Source organism: Arenibacter flavimaris (genome assembly GCF_030291335.1).
Classification (GTDB): domain Bacteria; phylum Bacteroidota; class Bacteroidia; order Flavobacteriales; family Flavobacteriaceae; genus Arenibacter.
The window spans coordinates 108,825-128,484 of record NZ_JASWIM010000002.1; the positions used below are offsets into that span (position 1 = coordinate 108,825).

Consider the following 19,660-nt stretch of genomic DNA (forward strand, 5'->3'; position numbering starts at 1 on the left):
GTTTATAGTTTACTATGTGTTAATTCATTGGCCATTTTAAAATTGAGCTCCATTAAATAATCCCCCATGCTGGGGCCGTACCAACCCATTAATCGAGCTTCGTAAGTGTCAAAATAATAATACTTTTGTGGTACGATATATCCCAGATACTGGCCGTTAAAACTGCTGAGAACGGAATTGTACCCTTGGAGTTCCAAGGCATTTTTTAAATCCAAACCGTATTCCCCGCTTAGTTCATATGGTAGGGCAAGCCAAATGAGGTTGTTCAATTTTAGACCTTGAACTTGGATAGGGTTTGTCTTTGGCATCAGTTTACTTCCAAGATAAGAGGAAAGGCGTAAGCGGTCCGATATGTAGAGAAACTGCAACTTTGGGATTTCTATTTCAGAAGATATGGCGGTCAGATCCACATTAGGGAGATATTTCATTTTGTACAAGGCAGATCGGGCCGAATCGGCAAGGGTTTCCCCAATGTATTTGGCTTTATCAAATTTCTCACCTAGTCCTTTGTTGGAATGACTTCCGACCGTTCCTGCGAAGAACATGGCCAGCTCAACCCCATTTTCTTCCAAATGCCTTTGGAAATATCCGGGATAATCCCCTGTATACAGTTCGTTGTCTGTACCTATTACGGTTGCATGGGCGGAAAAAGCGCCAATAGTGGCCTTTCTACCATTTTCCTGCATAAAGGACAAAAGGTCTAGTTTATCATTAAGTCGCCCGGATTCCCCAATGATCCTATTGCGTACCAAATTGGGTACTTTAATATAGCCCGAAGAGAATTGGGCGGGTTGTTTGTCTGCCAAAGCCTGTAATATGAGGGCGGAAAATTTTTGACCAAGCCATTCCACTACCTCCGGTTGATATTCCCCACCAAAGCCTTTTCCCACATAACCGGGCATACAATTGCCAATGCTGGAATGGGTGTGGGTAGCCCCAAAATAAAGCTGTTTTCGGGCTATTTTTCCCTTTAGGTTTTCGGTAACCTGGATAACAACGTCTTCCGGTATTGCCACTAGATCGGCATTGATCAAAACCACGGTTTCTTTATTTACTTCAACTGCGATTGCCTTGGCAAAAATGGAATCGTGAACTCCGGTTGCAATTTTACCGCTACCATAACCGGCCATTTTTATATTGTTGAATTCACCTTTGGTGGGGTCCGGAGTGCCACTTACAATTTTGGGGGTGATATTAGTCCTTGCAAATCCGGCAAGCAGCGGGCCTTTGGCCTCGGTTTTATTCTTGACGGCTTCCTCTATATTTTGAATGGTATTCCTGTAATACTCCGTTTCAAAATAGGGTGTGGTGTCAATGGTACTGGTGGCAAAAAAGAAAAGAACTACCAAGAGAACTATCAATGCCCCAACAAATTTCAGCAAAACCTTTAACCATTTTCCCATGATTGTTCTTAATTAAGTTTTTGTGGATCCAAGACGATATACTTCACTGTCTTTCTGTTCCAAGTATATACAATATGCACTTTCCCATCGGGAGCCTGTATCATGGTAGGATATGAATATTCTTCGCCCTCCTTATCCGTATTCTCCCTTAAAGGTTCCAAGTCCAGAACGCGTTTCCATTTGGTGCCGTCATTGGACAGGGCCAAACTCAAAGGTACCCTATCGCCCCAATTTTTTCCGGTGGGATTGTAAACCAATAATTGTCGCCCATCTTTTAAACTTACCCCGTCTATTCCGGAATTTGGATTGGGCAAAGCCGTGGCTTTCATTTTGCTCCAGGTGCTTCCGTAGTCGGTAGACCAATTCTCGGCAATGACCTCATTTTCGGTTCTGCTCAAAAGCTGTAATTTTCCATTGCCATAATTAAAGACCACAGGTTGTATGGCGCCTAGTTCTTTGCCGTCGTTCAAGGGCTGGGTTTTGGACCAAGTTTTTCCGTTATCCGAGCTAAGTTCCAAATGAACTTGCCAACCCGCCTCTTCATCTTCCGTGCTGGAAGGGGAGAGTATTTCACCACTTGCCAATTGTATGGGCTGGTTTTTAATGGGCCCCAGAATTCCCTCAGGAAGTTTTACCGGTTTGGACCACGTTTTACCATCATCATTAGAGGTCATGTAGAGTCCCCACCATTCGGTAGGACTAGGCCCTACCTTATAGAATAAAAACAGTGGTTGGTCTTTGGGTTTAAACAATACCGGGTTCCAACAGGGATATCTACTACCATCTTCCTGTACGCCATTTATTACTTCTACTGGGATAGTCCAGGAACCATTGGTCTTTCGGGATACCCAAATACCAACGTCGTCATTTTTTTCTTCGGTGCCACCAAACCAAGAGGCTATAACGGTACCATTGCTTACTTCTACTGTAGAAGCATGGCATTCCGGGGTAAGTGCATCATCCAATTCATAAATAAATTCCTGTTCCACTATGGCAGGATGGTCCAATGGAACTACTTCCGGTAATTTTTCCATTTTTCCTTTACACGATACTACTAACAAGGTACACAATAAAAATAAAAGTCTCATAAGGTAGATTTAGATGATTGTTTGTTAATTAAAAACTGTGGCTCTTTGGCCATAATGAAGGTCAGTTGGGCCCCTTCGGCTATTTCTTCGTGCTTAATCCAAGTGCGGTCCAAGGGACGCCCGTTCAGCAATATTTTTTTTACATAGATATTATTGGGATCATAGTTTTCCGTGTCTATGGTCATTTGGTTTTCTCCCATTTGTAGAATAGCGCTCTTAAATAATGGTGCGCCCAATTGATAAATGTCCGTTCCGGCAATAGGATAAAAACCAAGGGAGCTAAAGATATACCAAGCGGACAAGGTTCCGGCATCATCATTGCCATCTATGCCCACATAGGAATTATCGTATTTATTATCCAAAATCCAACGCACCCATTTTTGGGTCAAGTCGGGCCTGTCAACGGCATTGAAAAGATAGGCGGCATGGATATCCGGTTCATTGCCATGCCAGTAATAGGAGCCTGGGGTCCAGGTAGCTTTTTTTGGATCGGCTTTGGCAAAAAAGTTATTCAGTTCGCTCACAAAATAATCTCTATCCCTAAAAAGCGATACCAGGCCTTCCGGATCATAGGGTACGGCCCATCGCCATTGCAATGCACTGCCTTCTGTATAATCCTTGGTATACTCATCATCCCAGTCCGTATAAGTAAGTTGCAAGGGCTTAAATTTTTCCACAAACCGCCCATCCTCATGTCTGGCTTGAAAATATTGGGTATCCGGATTCCATACATTTTTATAGAATTTGGAATGGCCTTCAAAAAGGTCCTGGTCTTCCATAAGTTGTAATTCTTTGGCCAAAAGACTAATGGAATGGTCGGCCCAGCCATATTCCAAGGTCTTGCTTACGGCTTCATCCCCAAATTCCGTAGGGCAATAGCCGTAGGCGATATATTTATCTATCTCCTCCCGGCCAGCAGCGGAACTGTCCTTGGGAATGGGCTCCAGGGCCACTTGTCTCATTTTTTTATACGCAAGCTGCACATCAAAATTGCGTATACCCTTTAAGTAAGATTCCGCAATGACCATATCCGCTGGGGAGCCCAGCATGGAGTTGCTATATCCATACCCAGAGGGCCAGCGTGGAAGGCTGCCCCCTTGTTTGGACATTTCCACTAAAGAGACCAACATATCTCTTTGTTCATCCTTTGCTATGAGATTGAATAATGGGTGGACGGTGCGGAAAGTGTCCCATAAGGATAGATCCGTGTAGTAGTTGTAATCGGTAGTTTGGTGTATTTTTTTGTCAAATCCCTTGAACTCCCCGTTTACATCGTTAAAGATGGTAGGCATTTGAAAACTGCGATATAAAGCACTGTAGAAGACTTTCCTTTCTTCCAGGGAGCCACCTTCAATCTTGATTAAGGCCAGTTTTTTTTCCCATTTGTCCTTGGCTATTTGCAGTATGGCCGCAAAACTAAGATGGCCTGCTTCTGTCTCCAGGTTTAAACGCGCATTTTCAATACTAACATGGGAAATGCCAATTTTGGCATTAATGTGTTTCCGGGTAAATCCGAGATAAATTTTTAGACTGTCACTTTTCTTGCTCAGGCTATTTTGATCCAATGTTTGACCGTCCCAAATGCCATATTCGGAAAATGGTTGATCAAATTTAGCCACAAAGTACACTTTTATACCATCAAACCTACTTGCAAAGCTGCCAAATGTTCTAACGGATCCTTCAATTTCATTGTTCTCCGGACGTATGTTTACAAATCCTTCCTTTGCCCGATGGTTTCCTGTAGTATTGGTAATATGGATAAGTAAATTTTTGTCGCCTTCTTTTGAAAATGTATATTGGTGATGCCCACTGCGTTCAGTGGCCGTAAGTTCGGCAACAATACCCTCTTTTTTTAGTGCTACGCGGTAATAGCCAGGAAAGGCTATTTCATCATTATGGGAAAATTTATGGGCATAATCCAATTGGAAATCAATTTTATTATGTGGTGTGGTGGTTGGTGTAAATAGAAAATGACCTCCATCGGTAGCTCCGGTCCCGGCCAAACGGGTATGGCTAAAGCCAAGTATTTTGTTGTCGCCATAGTAATACCCTGAGGTGCTAAAGTCTTTGGTGTTGTTGTATAAAGACATGGTTTCTGGACTTAGGCGCACCATCCCGAAGGGGACTGTGGCACCGGGAAAGTTAAATCCACATACCCAATAGGGAAAGCCTCCTGTACCTATAAAGGTATTTACATATGTACCTAATGGCCCTGGAATTAGTTTCTCCGTATGGTTCTTTGGAGTTGCCTTTACAATGCTTTGGTATTTATACCCAGCAATTAGAATAGCAATAAGCACTAGGCATATGGCCATTCCAATGGCAATGGCAGTGATTTTCGCTATTTTTTTCAGCAACTTCATTGGGTCTCGTGTAATCTTAGTTTAAAGGGATGTACTTTTCAAAAAACCTATCCATGTGATACTGGCAATAGGCATTTACTTTTACGGAGGCGTCCATGGTATGTGGCCACCCTTTTAGTTTGTGGTAATATGATATGGCACCGGCCTTTTGAAGGGTGGCATGTAATATGTCCGATTGTTCATAGGGTACCAATTCGTCCAAGGTACCTTGGAATGTTATGGTTGGGGGTACATTCTTTGAAATTAAAAATAAGGGAGAGGCCATTTTATACAATTCAGGGGCCTCTTCGTAGGATTTGCCTATTAAATATTGTACCGAGGATGCCTTTATGGCTGTTTCATCGGTAAGGTTGGATGGGCCATAAAAATTAACGACAGCTTGTACTGAGGCGGATATCCCGTTATTATCTACATCTTCCTTTGTATTGGAATAGGCGTTCAGTAAGGCCAGGTGGCCACCAGCGGAACCACCGACCATGGCTACTTTGTTTGGGTTTATATGGTATTTGTCGGCATTTGATTTTAACCACCTTACCGCATCTTCCACATCATGGAGTTGGGCAGGATATTTGGCAACATCGGTTAATCTATATTGTACGGTAGCTGTAATATAACCTTTCTTTGCGTAGCTAATCAAATACGCCAAATAATCGTGTTTGTCACCTTTTTTCCATGCGCCGCCATGAATAAAAATAATTAGTGGAGCGTCTTTTTTGATCGTTTTGGTATGGTAAATATCCAATTTGAGTTGAATGGAGTCTATGGTCTTATAGACAACATCTTTGTATTCCTCTATATCTTCTGGAACAGGGAAGTCGGTTTCTATTATTTTTAAGGCCCCTGTGGCATAGGCAATTTTCAGGCTTGTATTGCTGGAGTAACCTTTTGGAGGTATGGATACATCGTATTGTTTGGCCTTGCAGCCCAATAGTAAGGCAAGTGTAAATATGGATAAGAAAATATTTTTAATCATAATTTTAAATGTTTTTCCAAGAATATATCTGTATGATATTGAATATATGAGAATACCTTTGCTGAAAGGTCCATGGCATGTGGCCAACCTTTTAACTCGTGATAGTAACTGGGCACCCCATATGCATTTAGGGTTTCATGGAGTTTTTTGGATTGGCCATAGGGTACCAGTTCATCCAAAGTGCCGTGAAAGGAAATGGTAGGAGGGGAGTTTTTGTTTACATATGTTATAGGTGAAGCATTTCTGTACATTTCCGGGGCTTCTTCATAAGTTTTTCCAAATAATCGATGTACCCGTTTTTCTTTTTTTGCAACCTCGGTCGTTAAATCCGAAGGACCGTAAATATTTATTACGGCCTGGACCTTGGTGGCTATACCATTGCTGTCCTGTGCACTGGAAGAATGGGTGTAGGCGTATTGCATGGCCAAATGTGCCCCTGCAGAACCGCCCGCAATGGCTACCTTCTGTATATTGATGTTATAATCCTTTGCATGCGATTTCAACCAACCTACGGCATCCCCTACATCCAAGAGCTGTGCAGGGTACTTTGCCACACCACTTAATCTGTATTGTAGGGAGGCTGTAACATATCCCTTCTGGGCATAACTGATTAAATAATGTAAAACATTGCTTTTCTTTCCTTTCTCCCAAGCACCACCATGTATGAAAATAATAAGGGGGGCTTCTTTTTTTAAAGCCTTAAGATGATATATATCCAGTTTTAATGATGTGTTGTTAATGGTCTTATAAACAAGGTCCTTGTGTTCCATGATGCTTTCCGGTACTTCCACCTTGGTAAGGGTAGGCTCAATGGCCCCTAGTGTATAGGCTACTTTAAGACTGATGTTGTTTGCAAAACCTTTGGGCAGCAGGGAAGGGTCGTAATCATCCGGCTTGCAACCAATGATCAATAGGGTCATCCATAAAACCAATACTATTCTCATGACCATAATTTATTATACCTAAAGTTCGGATTTTTTGCTTTGCCATAAACCCCATTAAGCTGTATTGTTTTGTTGACCAAGGGGGTGTTCAAAAATTTGAGACCAAAAATAAAGCTTTGGGTGTTGGATAAAATGAACATACTGCTTTTTGGCGTAACCCGATCAATATTGGCCCCAATAACCTTGGGTAGTACGGCTCCATTTACCATGTTTGGACTCAATGTTCCCATAGGGACCCTTTTGTTTTTTATAAGAAAACGGAATGCTTTGGAAGGAACAAGGGAACACATTACTAGAGCAAAAACAAAGCCCATACGTAAGCTGAACATAAAATCCGGGATTAAGGAGCCTATAAAATTGTTAGGGAAGGGAATGAGAAAAAAGACGAATAAAACAAGGGCAACAATAAATTGATTTTTTCCCATCTTATGTTTGTCAGGATTAATTGGCAGAATCTTTTTCCAGGTTTAATTCATCTTTCACCCCTAGTGGTTTTCTAATAAAAATAATTACAGTGGCCGTAATAAACATTAATAGGCCGTAAATGGCAGGCACAATAGAGTATTCGGCATTGTTCAAGGCTATGGTTGCCAAAGTTATTGCCAAGGTTCCATTTTGGATTCCGGTTTCAATGGATATGCTTATGGCCTGTGGTCTGGTTAGTTTAAAAAGTACTGCCATTAAGAACCCTATGGTCATAGTACTTACATTTAGTAGTATGGCCGGTAGCCCTGCTTCGTTTAAATAGCTCATAAAAACATCCTTGACGCTAATGGTCACCCCAATGATTACCAAAACAAATATGATGGCAGAAGCTATTTTTACGGGCTTCTCCATCTTGTTGGCAAAGGCTTCAAATTTATTTTTTATGAGCATGCCAATTCCGACCGGTATAATTACAATGACCATCAATTGTTTTATCATGGTTATGGCATCGACCGAAATGGCCATACTCTCATTGGAAAATTCCTCCAGCGCAAATTGCACAATGAAAGGAATGGTCAAAATGGAAATTATACTGGATACGGCCGTTAGGGAAACGGATAGGGCCAAATCGCCTTTGGCCAAATATGAGAGCATGTTGGATGTTGGTCCCCCAGGACAGGCCGCCAATAGCATAATGCCTATGGCAGTAGTAGGGGACAAGTTTAGGGAAATGGCAATGATATATCCTATTATTGGTAACAACAACATCTGACAGATAAGCCCAATGATCATAGCCTTGGGATAGGTAACCACCCGCTTAAAATCGGAAAGGGTCAATGATAGGCCCATCCCGAACATAATAATAATCAAGGAAATGGCAAGGATAATTCCAGAGGTAGAATTCATGACAAATAGGTTTTAAGGTAAATCATTATCATTTTCCCATAATCGGGATACACACAAATAAAACTTTTTAAAAGTTATTTTCCTTATTATATTTTATTGGATTTGCATTATAAATTAGCAAATAATCGAACATCTGTTAATATTTTTGTTAAAAGGGTTAGAATATTTTAAATTCAAGGGTTGTTTTGGGTAAAGGTTGATCTTAAGACCGGGGGAGGTGGGTTTCCTTTTTCCGGTCTTAAAATAATCTGTTGCCATATATAGGGTTTCTATAGGCATTTGCTGTATATACCCCGACCCTTTGCGTATCCTTAAGTAGAACCAGGGCATGCCCTTTGTTTATTGAGCATTTATTTTATGGAATTGAACCGGGTCATGATTTCCTTCCAATTGGTGAAAATTATCCCTTCTTCCTCGAAGAATTCCTTAAGATCGGGATCGGCAAAAATTTGTGATTCCCAAACCCTTTGTTGCCATGATCCTGTAATGCCCCTTAGGTTATCGGTTTCTACGGAGGGGTGAAAAATAATCTCTGTAAGTCCGGCTGGCAAGGATTTTATCAAGGTTTTAAAAGCTTCCACTTTTTCTACATAGGAATCGGCCTTTGGGGCACTGGAAAAAAAGTCCAATTTGGGCAGGGTGTACTCCTCGGACATTTTTACCACGGAATCATCCATAGGGTAGCCCTGTGCCCTAAATTCGGCAAGAACTGCTGGTACGGATATATCTATAATATTTGCCGGGATACCGTATTCCTGGGCAACCTTCATATAGACCTTTACATAACTGGGATCACCGAACAAGGTACCCATATGGGTATCTATATGGTCCGGTCTATAGCCCCAGGCAATGGATTGTTCAATTTGGGCCCGTATTTCCTTTTCCACCTCCTCAGCTGTGGCATGCTGTACTACTTCCGGGACACTGCGCCATAATTTATCTTCAGGGTCCAATAATCCAGGTACTTCGTTATCTGGAGTTATAGGGCCCCATCGATGTTTTTTCCATTCACTGGTGAGTGTTAGGTGTAGGCCTATATCCATTGAAGGGTTTTCCTTGGCCCAATTGATAAATTCTTCGGCATTGGGGCAGGGTATCATTACGGCAGCGGATTGTATTTCTCCCTTGGTCAATTGTTCCTTGGCGGCAATGTTCGCCTCGGGACACATCCCAATGTCATCTGCATGCAACATGATTACCTTTTTTCCGGCAGGCCATCCTAGTTTTTCGGCCCAGTTTTTTGCCTCTAAGCTTGTTTCGGGTTCCTTAGGGCCATCGTTGTTGGCCTTGTCTGTATTTTTTTTCTTTTCCCCGCAACTAATTACAAATAGAGCCATACAAAGGCTCATGAACAAGGTAATTGGATATGATTTTTTCATTTTTTGTAGTTTTTAATTTATAAATATTTTTTAAACCAGTTGAGTCCGTCTCCAAATATGATATCCAAGGGCGCATCCCTGTGCTTGGCATCGTACCATATAATCTCTTTGGGTTCTTGTGCCGCTTTAAAAAGCAGGGTGCTCATTAAAGGAGGAACTATTTCATCATTTTTGGCATTTAACATAAGGAATGGACGGGGTGCAATCTGCTTTACAAAGTTTAATGGTTCAATGATACTTACAAAATCTTTTGCCTCCTTGGTCAGGGCAGCCTTTTCGTACAATAAGTTCAATTGTCCGCCCGCCAATGCCACTATGGGAACTTTTATGCGATTATCTATTCCGCAAAAAATAGTGCCGGTAATTCCACCCAAACTAATGCCGTAGTACCCTATCCTTTGGGCATCCAGTTCTTTCCTCGTTTCAATAAAGTCGATCGCACGCCTTAGGTCGAAGACGGTCTGACTAATAATGTTCCGGCTCCAGTGTTTGTAATTTCCTGTAAGGCTAAAATCATAAACATCGTTTTTCCGTTCCCCGTGTTCGCTAAAATCGATCCTTAAAACCGCATAACCGTTTTTAAGGAATAGATCGTTGCCATAGGATACATAATCCACATTCTTATTGTCCCCCAGGCCGTGCATCAATATGACTACGGGTAGGGGAGTGGAGCTATTTTTGGGCAGGCTCAAAAGCCCTGTAACCCTTTTATGGTGTACACTATTATAGGATAGGTGATACAAGCTAAAGTCTGTGGTATCCTTCAATAGGTTAAGGGAATCCTTTAACGGAATGGCCTTATCATAGGCATAATATTCATTGACCGGCAATGCAGCGCTGGTACCCCTGGCGTAAAAAATGGCAAATGCCAGCAGAGCCAGGACAGCGATGATCCCTGAAAGCCAATATATACGTTTTTTATTAAAGGATTTCATCGTCGTCCGCTACATACATTCTAGTGCTCTTGGTGTATTTTCCTCCATTGGGATCGGCATATTCCAAATCGATATAAAAAGCCTTAAAGCCACTTTTGGGAAATTTTACTTGCTGAAGAATATGGTCATGGTCTTTGGAATCTATTTTTTTGGAAGTCCATTCCTCATCCCTAAAATCCCTATCCGATGAATCTGCAGACCATATATAGGCATTTTGAAGTTCATCCGAGGTGGTTTTGACCGTTAGGGTAGCCGATGTTTTGTCGGTGTTTAGATCATAGGCCAAGCTTGCCTGGGGTGCCTTGTTCAGCGATTTCCCCCAAAAGGCACTTAAGGCCCTCACCGCCTGTTCTCCTCCACCCAGGTCATGGCCGGCATTGGGTACGTAGTGAATGTAATTTTCACCGGGTATATCATCAATGTAGTTCTTAATGGCATCTACCGGCCAATATTCATCATTGGTGCCAATAAAGATTAATTTTGGCATGGTTAAATTGGCCCTATAGGAATAGGGATCCACCATTTGGGTCAAGGCTTTTCCATCTTCGGTACCTACGGTTTGTGGAATTTCCAATTGTATGTAATCGTTGATCTGTATACTGTATTCGTTCCAAGCCGTAATATGGTAGTCCAGGCTAACGGGCATATTTAAAACGTCTATTACCATAGGGGCAATTGTTTCCACCCTCTTGTCGTTTGCTCCGGTCAACCATGTAGTCCAGCCCCGTTTTGAAGCTCCGGTTACCGTAAAGCGTGTGACCTCTTTTTGAAGATTTTTACTGCTAAATTCCTGAACTGCATCCATTGCTCGGACAGCACTTTTAACCATAGGGAATAACAAGGGCCATGTAGGGTCTTTATCATTTTTATAATTGTGCAAGGTGAAGGAAATGAGTTCGTCCTCCGTAAGGCCATCATAAAGGGGTTGGTTGGGAACTTGCCTGACTATAGCCACTATGGCCTTGTTCTTTTGGGCTACTTGGGCAAAACTGATGGATTTTTTGTCTTCTTCATTTGAAGACCAATTGGGTATTCCCTCTTTTATGCTCCCGCCCGTAATCATTAGAAGCGCTCCGTCATGGGCCACCTCCTTGGGGACCAATACGGTTAGTTCATGGGTCCAGACATGTTCTCTCCATTTCTGGGAGGTCAGCATAAGTTCATAGGCGGTTACATCCCCTATGGCGTAATTCTCTTTTAGTTCCCATTTATAGGTTTGGTCTTCATTGTTCAGGTAGCTTTGCAAGGCGTTGGAAGGGGTTATTTCGGCTACGGTAGTAGCATCGTTTTTTGCCAGTTTTTTTGGACTGTCCTTACAGGAAATAATACATAGTAGGGACATTGATAGAAAAATAGAAGCCAATTTTTTCATTTGGATCTTGTGTTAATTGTTAAGGAATTGATTTATTAATTGGGTTTTGGACTGTTATGGATAAGGGTCAATAGATCATTGATAAGGATTTCTCCTGTTTTCTCCCCTAGACTAGTGCGACTTACATACATATATCTTTTAAAACTGTTAAAATCTTCTTTGGTCAATATATATCCAAAGGCATCGTTGGTCAGACCAAAAAGGAAAGGATGTTCCGTGGGCATATTTCTTTTTAAATAGTATCCTATATTGGGTAGGGCTTCCCCGGGGATGGTCAGGATTTGGGCCGAGCCAATATTTAATAGGTTGAGGGTTGTACTTACAGATCGGTCGGACTTACCCATTTTTAATGGGGAATTATTTAAGATATATCGCATCATTTCCGAATCTATAGGAAATTCGGCCTGTGTGGAGGTGCAATACAGTTGCGGATCCTCTTGGATTTCGGCCTCGGATACTATTCTTAAGGCCTCATCTGCCAAAAGGTTCCCTATCCGCTTGCATTCTTCCCAATCATTGGCTTCCTTATTATTGTCCTGTCTATTGTCTGCCGTTACCATGCCTCCTTGGGCACCGTTCATAAATAGGGCCATCCCACCTGCCTTGGCTTCAATTCTATCATATAGGGGGCCAATAAGATCAGGACTCAGTATTCCTTGATCACTGCCAATCACCTCTGGATGAATGGCATAATTAACCAAAGTAACTATGGGTAGGCCCCTGTTTTTACCCTTGGTGCCAAGTGCCTGTATAATACCGCATCTTGGGTCGTACAATTCAGGAGCGTAATAGTTGTAGGCTATTTTTCCTTTGGCTTCGCCCACCGCAATTTTTAATTTGGCGGGTTCCAGATTTGTTGAAGCTTCGTTCACCGCGTCGGCTATTTGGGTTACACACCAGTCAAGATACTTTAGATCGGCTGCGTGATTACCATTTTCATCAGGGAAGGCATAGGCATCGGGAGCACTATGGGTATGTGTGGCACCTATTAATATATTGTTGAACGGAATGTCCTTAATTAATTTTCTTGCTTTATTGCCAAGTGCAGCCGGCCATCCGAGATTGTCGATATTAACGATGGCAATTTTTTCGTTTCCCTTTTCCAATACCATGGCCCTAACGTAGAGTTCTCCTTTTTTTTCAGTTGAGGGTTTGGGGGTTCCTACACCACCGGAAACTAAAATGAGTGGATCAGGGGTAATTATCCTTTTGGCCGCACCCACCTTAAGATGTTGGGAATGCACACCAATAGAAACTAAAAAGACAAAAATCTGCAGGGTCAATCTTGACTTACAAGGTTTGTAAGAATAATTTTTCATAAATCTTCACATTTAAATGTTAAAAATGCTCCTATTATGCATGCATAAAACTTAATAAGAATATTGACTTATTTTACAAAAATATATTTAATTTCCTAAATCGAGGGTTAATATTTAATGCATATTTAATAATATATCTGAATTGTTTTGAAAAATTTAAATATATTTTTGGTAAAAGTGTAATCAAAAGGTCTTAATATTAACGTATCGTTAACTAAAGGTTATTAAGTTGATAACTTGATATTGGTAAATGGTAATTTTTGATCTTTGAATGCAAAAAAAAACTAACTAAAAACTGTTATTTATGACTAAAAAAAATCTAATACTGTTGTATGGAGTTTTATTTACGATGATGCTATCCCTGTCTTCCTGTAGCTCGGATGATAGTGCCGGTTCGGAGGATATTCCATTTACCGCTGATATATTTCGGAGTATAGCAGGGAAAAAAGTTGCCTTTCAAGGGCTGACCAATAATGCTACTTCGTGGCTATGGGATTTTGGGGATGGCACAACGAGCACCGAGCAGAACCCTGTACATAACTATCCTGGCGCAGGATACTATGAAACCAAATTTACGGCCACTTCGGCAGATGGTACTACAATAACCAAAGAAACGAGGATAGGGATTGAGATTACTCCTTATGTGTTACTAACAGGTGGTGCGTCGGCCCCCAATGGGAAAACTTGGAAAATTGATGCAGTTGCAGCCAACAATAGGTTCGCCAATGCTGATCAGGACCTTACTGCCTATTCTGAAGATTTAGAGCCATTGCCTGCCGGGGTATTTGGACAATTGGGTCTTGGTAGTATATATAATGATGAGTTTACCTTTCATTTTGATGGCAGTTATTCAATGGATTTAAAAGAAGATGGTGCTGCTTTTAGTATTTACTTTTATCAGGATTTTATATCTGGGGGTTCTGATATTGTTAAGGTTTCTGCAGATCCTAATTTTCCTTTTGTAACGGCCACTTTTAGTCTGGACCCTGGAACAACCTTTGAATATAATGAACAGGAAGATTATACTGTGCCTACTTATCCGGGGGGAATGTTAACATATCCTGGTGTGACTACCTTGGACTTTACCAATAATGGATTTGTGGGTTATCTGGATTTTCAGAGAAAAGTAATTGTTCAAGAAATTACTGAGAACCGAATGCGATTGGTGCTTTTTGTGGTTGCAAATGGGGCTTTGGTTCCTGGTGGTGCAGCTCCTTTTGCTTTAAATTCCAATGCTTTGGTGTTTACTTTTACCGCAGTAGAGTAATTTAGGGAACAATAAAAATCATAACTAACTAGAATATAAATCTATGAACACATATTTAAAAAATAAAATACAGAGGGTGGGGCAGATGTCGTTGATCTTGCTGATATTTTGCACGGCAACCGCAATGGCTCAATCTGTTCAGCATACAGTATCGGGTAATATAACGTCCTCTGAAGATGGAATGCCTTTGCCAGGGGTCAGTATCGTGTTAAAGGGGACAACCCAGGGGGTGTCATCCGATTTCGATGGAAATTACAGTATTAATATTCCTAATGGAAATGGGGTGTTGATGTATTCTTATATAGGTTTTGAAACTCAGGAGGTAGCTGTAAATGGTAGAACTGCCATTGACCTTTCTATGGCTCCTGGTGCTCAGGCTTTGGATGAGGTAGTGGTAACTGCCTTAGGTATTAAAAGGGAGGACAAGTCTTTAGGGTATTCCGTTGAAAATGTTGCTGGGGAGGAATTGACCAGGGTTGCCCAAGAGAACGTATTGAACTCCCTATCCGGTAAGGTGGCCGGGGTTACCCTGAACTCTACCGGAGGTACGGGTTCTTCGGTAAGTATGGTCATTAGGGGAGCCATTTCCTTGAGCTCGGATAACCAACCGCTTTTTGTAATAGATGGTGTGCCGGTATCCAATTCATTGAACAATATTGGGGGATTTGGGAACGATAACCGAGTGGATTATGGTAATGCCATCTCGGATTTGGATCCCAATAGCATCGAAGATGTTAGTATCTTGAAAGGACCTAGTGCAGCTGCATTATATGGTTCCCGTGCTGGTAATGGAGTGGTATTGATCACGACCAAAAAAGCCAAGGACAAAGAAAAGATGAAAGTGAATTTTTCTTCTAGTACTGTTTTTGATGTGCCTTATAAATTTTTGGATCAGAATACTCGATTTGCAACAGGCCAATATTCATATTCTCCGGAATCTCAGGGCGGTAGCTATTTAATGCCTGATATTTCGTTTGGTGGTGTTGGTGGCCCGGAATTGGATAAGGGGTATTATGCGGTGCAATGGAGGGCACCATTGGACGCCAATGGCGTACCGATTCCAACGGAATTAATATCCTACCCCAATAACGTAAGAAATTTTGTGCAAACAGGGATAACTACCAATAATAGTCTTTCGGTTTCAAATAGTTCTGACGTTATGAACTACAGATTGGGGCTGTCCAATATGGAAAATACAGGCTTGGTTCCCAACTCGGATGTCAATAGGAACAGTTTTTCGCTATCGGCATCGTCTAATATGGATCATAAGCTGATTCTAAGTACCAATGTAAATGTGGTACATAGTTATGCCGATAATAGGCCGGCTTCCAACAGGGGGGCTAATCCATTGCAATTTGCCTATAGTACACCAAGTAATATTGATCTTGGGATATTAAAGGATTATGACTTACCTGGTACGGATGTACTAACAATTTTGCCGGGTTATGATAACCCCTACTTTTTGGCAAATGAGATAAATAACAGTTATTCCAGGTTCAGGATTTATGGGAATGTGGCCTTGGATTGGATCGTTTCCCCTTCGTTTAAGTTACGGACAAGTTATAATATAAATAGTTATAATCAGACTCAAGAAACCAAAATGGCTCCTGGGTATAGTAAGGAGACCAACAATGGAACCTATGGTATTTCTAAAACTGAAGGCTTGGAAACCAATATAGATTTATTGGCAACCTACACAAAAGATTTTGGTAATTTCGATTTTAGTCTTTCTGGTGGTGGAAACTTAATGTACCAAAAAAATACGGGGCTTAGCAATTCTGCATTCTCTGGGGTTGGACTTATTGTTCCAAACTTGTTTACTGTAAAGAATATTGCTCCAACAGCTTTGAACTATTCTAGCTTTATGAGTGAAAGAGGTATCAATAGTGTATATGCCTTGGCTAATTTTGGTTTTTGGGATATGCTTTATTTGGATGTGGGTGCTAGGAATGATTGGTCCAGTACTTTGCCAATAGACAATCGTTCTTATTTTTATCCCTCTGCATCCCTAAGCTTTTTGTTAAGCGAAGTGGTGGATATTCCCAAGGTGGATCTTTTAAAATTAAGAGGTGGTTGGGCCAGAGCAGGAAATGATACGGATCCGTACCAACTTGGGGCTTATTATAACAATGCAGGGGTGTGGGACAATGCGGTATTATATAGCGCTTCTGGAGGTTTAAGCACTCCTACCTTAGAGCCAGAAAAAGCTACTTCTGAAGAATTTGGTTTAGATTTAACCATGTTCAAAAACAGATTCCGGTTTGAAGGAACTTATTACACCGTGGAAAACAGAAATCAAATTGTGCCAAATATCCCAATTCCTGGATCTTCAGGGTATAGCAGTGTAAGTATTAATGCTGGCGCTTTGGAAAGTAAAGGTTGGGAGCTTTCTCTAGGAGTTACGCCTATTAGAACAGAGAATTTTAATTGGGATTTAAATTTTAATTTCACGAAGAATGAGTCCAAAATTTTGGAATTATCCGATGGTGTGGAATTTATTGAATTCTGGAGTGAAAATAAAAGTAAGTCGAGAGGCTATGTAGCCAATCCGGCCACAGGTGAAGATGGTTTGGTTGGCAATATATATTCCTTGGAAAAATTAAGGGTAACCGATGAAAATTCCCCTTATTTTGGTTATCCCCTAATAGATCCCGATGAAGGAGAATGGTTGCCACAGGAAGAAGAGGTTAAAGTGGGTAATTATAATCCTGATTTTATAGTAGGACTGCAATCAAGTTTGACCTATAAGAACTTTACCTTGAATATGACTTTCGACTGGCGTTCTGGTGGACAGTACATGTCACAGACCTCCAGATATATGACGGAAGATGGCTTTGGTAGCCAACTTTTGGAAATGGTTAACCCTGGTATTGCCCAGGCAGGACCAGAACTGAAACAATGGGTTTTGGACAATGCTGAAGATTTTATTTTTAGTGAAGATCTAAGGTCTATAGGTGGTACCCCTGGCAATGGCGGTCTTCCAGAAAATTTCGGTGGCTCTGTAGTATATGACGGTGTTTTTGACCCGGGAGTTATAGGAACTTATGATGAGGATGGTAACTTTGTACTCGAAAGTGAAAACCTGGGAGACGTTGGAACCCTGTTTATGCCATTTTCCTATTCCCATCCATGGGCATTTGGAACACAACATATGTTTGATGCCGACTATATAAAACTTAGGGAAATTTCTTTAAACTATGATCTACCAAAAAAGCTTTTGACCAATACAGGATTGGATAATGTTAGCGTATCGGTTTACAGTAGGAATATAATGTTGTGGACCAAGGATTCTGCTTTTGGAATAGACCCGGAAAGAGCCTTTCAGGCAGAATCTGGAAAAGATAAGAGAGGTACCCAATTTAAGCAGGGTATTGAGCGCTACAATGTGGATCCATGGGTTATTCCAGTTGGTTTTAAAATTGGTATAACATTTTAATATAAAAAACGAATAACATGATGTATCAGATAAAAAATAAAATAGCCTTATTGGTTTTAGGACTCATCGTTTTGAGTTCTTGCCACGGTTTAGAAGACTTAAATGAAAACCCTAATCAAATAGGGGAAGACAATGTAGATCCTAATCTATTGTTGGCTACCGTGATTTCAGGAACGGCTAAGGATGTGGTTAGTAAAGGATTTGGAGATATTGCCGGGGTGATGCAACATACCCAAAAGGATGGCTGGTCCGGGGGGCACAATTCCTACGATTGGGACAATAGATCCAATAGTTGGAACGGCTATTATAGTCTTTTGTTAAATGACAAAACTCTTATTGAAAAGGCGGAAATTGATAATTTTGAATTCCATATCGGTGCGGGCTTGGTTCTTAAGTCCTATTTATTCGGGACAATAACCGATCTTTATGGTGATGCACCATATAGCAATGCCCTTAAAGGTGATGAAGGAGTAGATTTTTTTGATGCTTCTTTTGATAATCAGAAGGATATATACACTGGAGTTTTGGCAGATTTAGAAAGAGCTAATACTTTATTGTCTAAGGGCCAGGGAGAATATTTTGCCATTCAAGAAGAACAAGATATTCTATTCGAAGGTAATGCATCAAAATGGCGGAAATTTGCTAATTCTGTTGCCTTACGTTATTACATGCGGCTATCTGAAAAAGAACCGGCCTTAGCGGAAGCCGGAATTAGAAGAATTACGTCTAATCCCACTCAATATCCATTAATTCTTACTGCTGCAGATGATGCGAACGTGGATTATGTAGGTTCTAGTGGGGCAGATTCATGGCCTTCAACAACCCAATTTAATGATGATCCTGCAGGAGCCTATTTTAGAATTAAGATGGCGGCCACATTAGTTGATGCTTTACTGGCCTTGGATGACCCTAGGTTAGGGGTTTGGGCCAATAAAATTGAAACTCCTTTGGTATTAGCAGAAGGAGAGCCTGAGGACACTGACGAAATTCGGGACGGTGAAAGATTTGTAGGGCAAAAATTGGTCGATGACCATTTGGAACTTGTCGGTGTGCCCGTAAATTACAATAAGGAGTATGTGGGATTGCCAACGGCCATTCCTTTTGGCCCGGCATTTAACCTAAAGATAAACCCATCACAAGGAACTTATAACCCTTCTGTCTCCCAGTTAAATGATATTTATAAAGCAGCTAGCGGGCCGTTATTAAAGGCTAGACTAATTTCTGCAGCGGAGGTTAATTTTATTTTGGCGGAAGCAGCACTTAAAGGATGGACAACAGGAAGTGCGGAAAACTATTATAACGAAGGAATTAAACAGTCTTTTGAAGCTTGGGGCGTTGGAGAGGACTATGCAGATTATATGTCAGGAAAAAGTTTTGGAGGCTTAGAGGATATCATGGAGCAAAAATGGATTGCCAGTTGGACTTCCGCAGCCCAATCATGGTTCGATTATAGGCGGACAGGGTTGCCAAATGTTTTTACGGAAGGACCTTCTAGAAAGCGTGCTGCCATTCCATTGCGTTTTTATTATAATATTGACGAAATCAATACCAATACTGAAAATGCCAATAGTGCCATTGATAAATTAGAAACCACCCCATTTACTGCACCAGATAGTAAAAACAGTGCCTGGTCTAAAATGTGGTTGTTGCAGGGTACAGGAAAACCGTACTAAATTACTATTTGAATTAGTTTAGCGACTATATTAAAGGAGGCATTCCGCAAGGGCTGCCTCTTTTTATTAAGGAGTCCCGCAATGTAAAGGCGACAGCTCCCTTGAAATGCGAAAGTCCGTCCAATCCCGACTTTTCGGAAGGGATGATGGTTTACTGTCCCCCTAATCTTGTATCG

The 19,660-nt window shown here is 41.2% G+C and carries 14 protein-coding genes; 3 read left to right on the plus strand and 11 right to left on the minus strand.

Features of this window, described 5'->3' with window-relative positions:
- Nucleotides 1-2 precede the first annotated feature (2 nt).
- From QSE00_RS02575 to QSE00_RS02625, 11 genes are all read right to left on the minus strand, one after another.
- A complete protein-coding gene (locus tag QSE00_RS02575; RefSeq protein ID WP_286104772.1) occupies nucleotides 3-1,403 on the minus strand; it encodes a neutral/alkaline non-lysosomal ceramidase N-terminal domain-containing protein in 1,401 nt (466 codons plus the stop codon).
- 8 nt (nucleotides 1,404-1,411) lie between these two features.
- Nucleotides 1,412-2,491 (minus strand): sialidase family protein, encoded by a 1,080-nt coding sequence (locus tag QSE00_RS02580; RefSeq protein WP_286104773.1) that lies wholly within the window; start codon nucleotides 2,489-2,491, stop codon nucleotides 1,412-1,414.
- The gene (locus QSE00_RS02585; protein ID WP_286104774.1) at nucleotides 2,488-4,854 is read right to left on the minus strand and encodes a GH92 family glycosyl hydrolase; all 2,367 of its coding nucleotides are present in this window, start codon (nucleotides 4,852-4,854) and stop codon (nucleotides 2,488-2,490) included. Before QSE00_RS02585 ends, QSE00_RS02580 begins: the two co-directional genes overlap by 4 nt.
- Before the next feature lie 16 nt (nucleotides 4,855-4,870).
- Nucleotides 4,871-5,827 (minus strand): alpha/beta hydrolase, encoded by a 957-nt coding sequence (locus QSE00_RS02590; RefSeq protein ID WP_110356558.1) that lies wholly within the window; start codon nucleotides 5,825-5,827, stop codon nucleotides 4,871-4,873.
- On the minus strand, nucleotides 5,824-6,771 hold the full coding sequence (locus QSE00_RS02595; protein WP_286104776.1) for an alpha/beta hydrolase: 948 nt from the start codon (nucleotides 6,769-6,771) through the stop codon (nucleotides 5,824-5,826). The genes QSE00_RS02590 and QSE00_RS02595 overlap by 4 nt, the downstream gene beginning before the upstream one ends.
- Nucleotides 6,768-7,001: a hypothetical protein gene (locus QSE00_RS02600; protein WP_181422884.1), complete on the minus strand. Its 234-nt coding sequence runs from the start codon at nucleotides 6,999-7,001 to the stop codon at nucleotides 6,768-6,770. Before QSE00_RS02600 ends, QSE00_RS02595 begins: the two co-directional genes overlap by 4 nt.
- 211 nt (nucleotides 7,002-7,212) lie before the next feature.
- A complete protein-coding gene (locus QSE00_RS02605) occupies nucleotides 7,213-8,103 on the minus strand; it encodes a bile acid:sodium symporter family protein (protein WP_110356561.1) in 891 nt (296 codons plus the stop codon).
- 350 nt (nucleotides 8,104-8,453) lie between these two features.
- On the minus strand, nucleotides 8,454-9,482 hold the full coding sequence (locus QSE00_RS02610; RefSeq protein WP_286104777.1) for a polysaccharide deacetylase family protein: 1,029 nt from the start codon (nucleotides 9,480-9,482) through the stop codon (nucleotides 8,454-8,456).
- A 17-nt stretch (nucleotides 9,483-9,499) separates the two neighbouring features.
- On the minus strand, nucleotides 9,500-10,417 hold the full coding sequence (locus tag QSE00_RS02615) for an alpha/beta hydrolase (RefSeq protein WP_286104778.1): 918 nt from the start codon (nucleotides 10,415-10,417) through the stop codon (nucleotides 9,500-9,502).
- Nucleotides 10,404-11,789 carry a PhoPQ-activated pathogenicity-related family protein gene (locus QSE00_RS02620; protein WP_286104779.1) on the minus strand — a complete coding sequence of 462 codons (1,386 nt, stop codon included), beginning with the start codon at nucleotides 11,787-11,789 and terminating at the stop codon, nucleotides 10,404-10,406. Before QSE00_RS02620 ends, QSE00_RS02615 begins: the two co-directional genes overlap by 14 nt.
- A gap of 35 nt (nucleotides 11,790-11,824) precedes the next feature.
- Complete coding sequence (locus tag QSE00_RS02625) at nucleotides 11,825-13,108, minus strand: hypothetical protein (protein WP_286104780.1); 1,284 nt, start codon at nucleotides 13,106-13,108, stop codon at nucleotides 11,825-11,827.
- 304 nt (nucleotides 13,109-13,412) lie between these two features.
- Here QSE00_RS02625 and QSE00_RS02630 point away from each other — a divergent pair, with 304 nt between their 5' ends.
- From QSE00_RS02630 to QSE00_RS02640, 3 genes are read left to right on the plus strand one after another with little or no spacing between them, the layout of a single operon-like run.
- A complete protein-coding gene (locus QSE00_RS02630; protein WP_286104781.1) occupies nucleotides 13,413-14,375 on the plus strand; it encodes a PKD domain-containing protein in 963 nt (320 codons plus the stop codon).
- A gap of 43 nt (nucleotides 14,376-14,418) precedes the next feature.
- On the plus strand, nucleotides 14,419-17,811 hold the full coding sequence (locus tag QSE00_RS02635; protein WP_286104782.1) for a SusC/RagA family TonB-linked outer membrane protein: 3,393 nt from the start codon (nucleotides 14,419-14,421) through the stop codon (nucleotides 17,809-17,811).
- A gap of 17 nt (nucleotides 17,812-17,828) precedes the next feature.
- Nucleotides 17,829-19,484 carry a SusD/RagB family nutrient-binding outer membrane lipoprotein gene (locus QSE00_RS02640; RefSeq protein ID WP_286104784.1) on the plus strand — a complete coding sequence of 552 codons (1,656 nt, stop codon included), beginning with the start codon at nucleotides 17,829-17,831 and terminating at the stop codon, nucleotides 19,482-19,484.
- Nucleotides 19,485-19,660 lie beyond the last annotated feature (176 nt).